Source organism: Vogesella amnigena, from assembly GCF_042648905.1.
Taxonomy (GTDB): domain Bacteria; phylum Pseudomonadota; class Gammaproteobacteria; order Burkholderiales; family Chromobacteriaceae; genus Vogesella; species Vogesella amnigena.
The window spans coordinates 1-3644 of sequence record NZ_JBHRYH010000033.1; the positions used below are offsets into that span (position 1 = coordinate 1).

Annotated in this window: 5 protein-coding genes; 3 read left to right on the forward strand and 2 right to left on the reverse strand. The window is 62.0% G+C overall.

Annotation, left to right across the window (positions count from 1 at the left end):
• Positions 1-138: 138 nt before the first annotated feature.
• Complete coding sequence (locus ACFOKJ_RS12645) at positions 139-450, reverse strand: RnfH family protein (RefSeq protein WP_390280128.1); 312 nt, start codon at positions 448-450, stop codon at positions 139-141.
• Positions 437-874: a type II toxin-antitoxin system RatA family toxin gene (locus ACFOKJ_RS12650; RefSeq protein WP_390280130.1), complete on the reverse strand. Its 438-nt coding sequence runs from the start codon at positions 872-874 to the stop codon at positions 437-439. Before ACFOKJ_RS12650 ends, ACFOKJ_RS12645 begins: the two co-directional genes overlap by 14 nt.
• A 150-nt stretch (positions 875-1024) precedes the next feature.
• Here ACFOKJ_RS12650 and smpB point away from each other — a divergent pair, with 150 nt between their 5' ends.
• From smpB to guaA, 3 genes are read left to right on the forward strand one after another with little or no spacing between them, the layout of a single operon-like run.
• A complete protein-coding gene (smpB, locus tag ACFOKJ_RS12655) occupies positions 1025-1471 on the forward strand; it encodes an SsrA-binding protein SmpB (protein WP_390280132.1) in 447 nt (148 codons plus the stop codon).
• 2 nt (positions 1472-1473) lie between these two features.
• Entirely contained in the window at positions 1474-1827 is a 354-nt protein-coding gene (locus tag ACFOKJ_RS12660; RefSeq protein ID WP_390280134.1) for a hypothetical protein, read from the forward strand.
• Between the two features lie 41 nt (positions 1828-1868).
• Entirely contained in the window at positions 1869-3446 is a 1578-nt protein-coding gene (gene guaA, locus ACFOKJ_RS12665; protein WP_390280136.1) for a glutamine-hydrolyzing GMP synthase, read from the forward strand.
• Positions 3447-3644 lie beyond the last annotated feature (198 nt).

Sequence of the window (3644 nt, forward strand, 5' to 3'; positions counted from 1 at the left end):
GCTTCCAAAACAACGGCGGGGGCGTGAATGCCCCCGCGTTGTGAAAAAGCTGCCATCCCGTTACCCAACCAAACAGGTTCGATCTGCTAAGTGAACGGCATTAGGGCAACAGCCCCGTTTTTTATTTGCCGGCGCGGCTCAGTCGCCGCCCTTCTTCATTGCCTTGCCCGCCTCGGCGCGCTGGCGCCGCACCGCCTTCGGGTCCGCCTGCAGCGGACGGTAGATTTCCACCCGGTCGTGCTCGCGCAGCACGGTATCGGCTTTTACCGCCTTGCTGAAAATACCCAGCTTCAGTGCCGCCAGATCAATCTCGGCAAACTCTGCGGCCAACCCGGACAGCTCCACCGCCTGCTGCGCGGTGGTGCCGGCCGGCACCTGCAGGCTCACTATCCTCTGCCGTGCCGGCAACGCAAACGCCACCTCCACCTGGATGCGCTCAGTCGTCGCCATAGACGCGATCCGCCTCCTTGATGAAGGCATCCACCAGCGTGCCGGTGATGTGACCAAACACCGGGCCGATGATGGTTTCCAGAATCTTGCTGGAGAACTGGTAGCTCAGGCGGAACTCCACCTTGCAGCCAAAATCGCCCAGCGCCTGAAAGTGCCAGCGACCTTCCAGATGCTGGAACGGGCCATCCACCAGCTCCATCAGAATGGTGCTGTGCGGCTCGTTGCGGTTGCGGGTGGTGAAATGCTGCTTCACCTTCAGGTAATCGATGTGCAGGCTGGCCACCAGCAAGTCGCCATCACGCTCATGCTCTTCCGCCTTGGCGCACCACGGCAGAAAACGTGGATAGTGGGTTACCTCGTCCACCAGCCGGAACATCTGCTCCGGGGTGTGCGCCACCAGGACGCTCTTTTCGATGACATGCATGCTGAAACAGGGCAGGAGAAAGCCCGAAGGGTACACAATCGCCCGCCCAGGCGGCAAGCCGCCAGATCAAGCCCATGAATTTTCAGCGCTTTGGCGAACGCGCCCGTTCTGCTAAAATGCGCGATTCCCTGCAACGCCCCCAAGAGCGCCATGAGCATCGTTGACAACCGCAAAGCCTTTCACGACTACTTCATCGAGGAGCAGCTCGAAGCCGGCCTGGTGCTGGAAGGCTGGGAGGTCAAGGCGATCCGCGCCGGCCGCGTGCAGCTGAAGGAAAGCTACGTCATCTACCGCGATGGCGCCTTCTACCTGTTCGGTTGCCACATCACCCCGCTGCAGTCCGCCTCCACCCACGTCCACCCCGACCCGGTGCGCACCCGCAAACTGCTGCTGAACCAGCACGAGATCAACCGCCTGATCGGCAAGGTGGAACGTGCCGGCTACACCATGGTGGCGCTGAACCTGCACTACAGCAAAGGCAATATCAAGGCCGACATCGGCCTCGCCAAGGGCAAGAAGCAGCACGACAAGCGCGAAAGCGAAAAAGACCGCGAATGGCAGCGCGAGAAGCAGCGCCTGATGCGCGGCAAGGTGTGAGCATGAAACCCGGCATCGTCCAACCCATTGTGCTGATCGTGCTGGGCGCCCTGTGGCTGCTCAAGAGCACCGCGCTGCTGCCGGAAACCTCCACCCTGCTCGCCCTGCTGCTGGCAGGCGCCGGCATTCTGCTGGGCCTGCTGGACGGGCTGACCAAGTCCACCGTGGTCAGCAGCCCGATGCTGATCTATGCCGGCGCAGCCATCTACCTGTATGACCACTATTACCTGCGCTTCAGCCATCTGGCCGCCTTCGGCATGATGCTGCTGGGCATATTGCTGCTGCTGGCGCGCAGCAACCGCATACCGGAGCGCCGTCTGTCGCGGCGCCGTAACGAGACACCGTATTCAAAATGACACCGGCCAACCCCAGCCGGTTAATACACGCAAGGACTGCCATGGACAAAATCCTCATCCTCGACTTCGGCTCCCAGGTCAGCCAGCTGATCGCCCGCCGTGTGCGCGAAGCCCACGTCTACTGCGAGCTGCACCCGTTCGACATGCCCATCGACGAGATCCGTGCGTTCAACCCCAAGGCCATCATCCTGTCCGGCGGCCCCAACTCGGTATACGAATCCGACTACCAGGCCGACCAGCAGGTATTCGCCCTGGGCGTGCCGGTACTGGGCATCTGCTACGGCATGCAGTTCATGGCACAGAGCCTGGGCGGCAAGGTAGAGGCCGGCGACAAGCGTGAGTTTGGCTACGCCCAGATTCAGGCCCGTCACCACTCCAAGATCCTGGAAGGCCTGCAGGACCGCGTGGACGACGCCGGCAATGGCTTCCTCGACGTGTGGATGAGCCACGGCGACAAGGTGACCGCGCTGCCGGCCGGCTTCAAGGTGATTGCCGAGACCCCGTCCTGCCCGATCGCCGCCATGGCCGACGAGGACCGCGGCTTCTACGCCGTGCAGTTCCACCCGGAAGTGACCCACACCAAGCGCGGCACCGAGATGCTGCATCGCTTCGTGCTGCACGTGGCTGGCGCCAAGCCGTCCTGGACCATGCCGAACTACATCGAGGAAGCGATCCAGAAGATTCGCGACCAGGTAGGCGACGAGGAAGTCATCCTCGGCCTGTCCGGCGGCGTGGATTCCTCGGTGGCTGCCGCACTGATCCACCGCGCCATCGGCGAACAGCTCACCTGCGTGTTCGTTGACCACGGCCTGCTGCGCCTGAACGAAGGCAAGATGGTGATGGAAATGTTCGCGCAGAACCTGGGCGTAAAAGTGATCCAGGTCGATGCCACCGAGCAGTTCATGGGCAAGCTGGCCGGCGAGACCGACCCGGAGAAGAAGCGCAAGATCATCGGCGCCGAGTTCGTGGAAGTGTTCCAGCGTGAATCCGGCAAGCTCACCAACGCCAAGTGGCTGGCACAGGGCACCATCTACCCGGACGTGATCGAATCCGCCGGCGCCAAGACCAAGAAAGCGCACGCGATCAAGAGCCACCACAACGTGGGCGGCCTGCCGGAAGACATGAACCTGAAGCTGCTGGAGCCGCTGCGCGACCTGTTCAAGGACGAAGTACGCCAGCTGGGCGTAGCGCTGGGCCTGCCGCACGACATGGTGTACCGTCACCCGTTCCCGGGCCCGGGCCTGGGCGTGCGCATCCTGGGCGAAGTGAAAATGGAATACGCCGAGCTGCTGCGCCGCGCCGACGCCATCTTCATCGAAGAACTGCGTGCCACCGTGGACGAGAAGACCGGCAAGAACTGGTACGACCTCACCAGCCAAGCCTTTGCCGTGTTCCTGCCGGTGAAATCGGTAGGCGTGATGGGCGATGGCCGCACCTACGACTACGTGGTGGCGCTGCGCGCGGTAATCACCAGCGACTTCATGACCGCCCATTGGGCCGAACTGCCGTACAGCCTGCTGGGCAAGGTATCCAACCGCATCATCAACGAAGTGCGCGGCATCAACCGCGTGGTCTACGATGTGAGCGGCAAGCCGCCGGCAACCATCGAGTGGGAATAAAAGCTGTTATCTGACAACAACTTAGACAGCACAACAGGGCCGGCGCATTGCCGGCCATTTTTACATTCATCGCGACCTGAACCACGTTCTGACAGCGACGTCCCCCCATTCTCAGTAGCACTGAGCATTAGAGTCCGAGGCTAATTTACCTGATTTCTCAGCGAGTGATTTGGCGTAGGCCGCCGGCGTCAAACCACC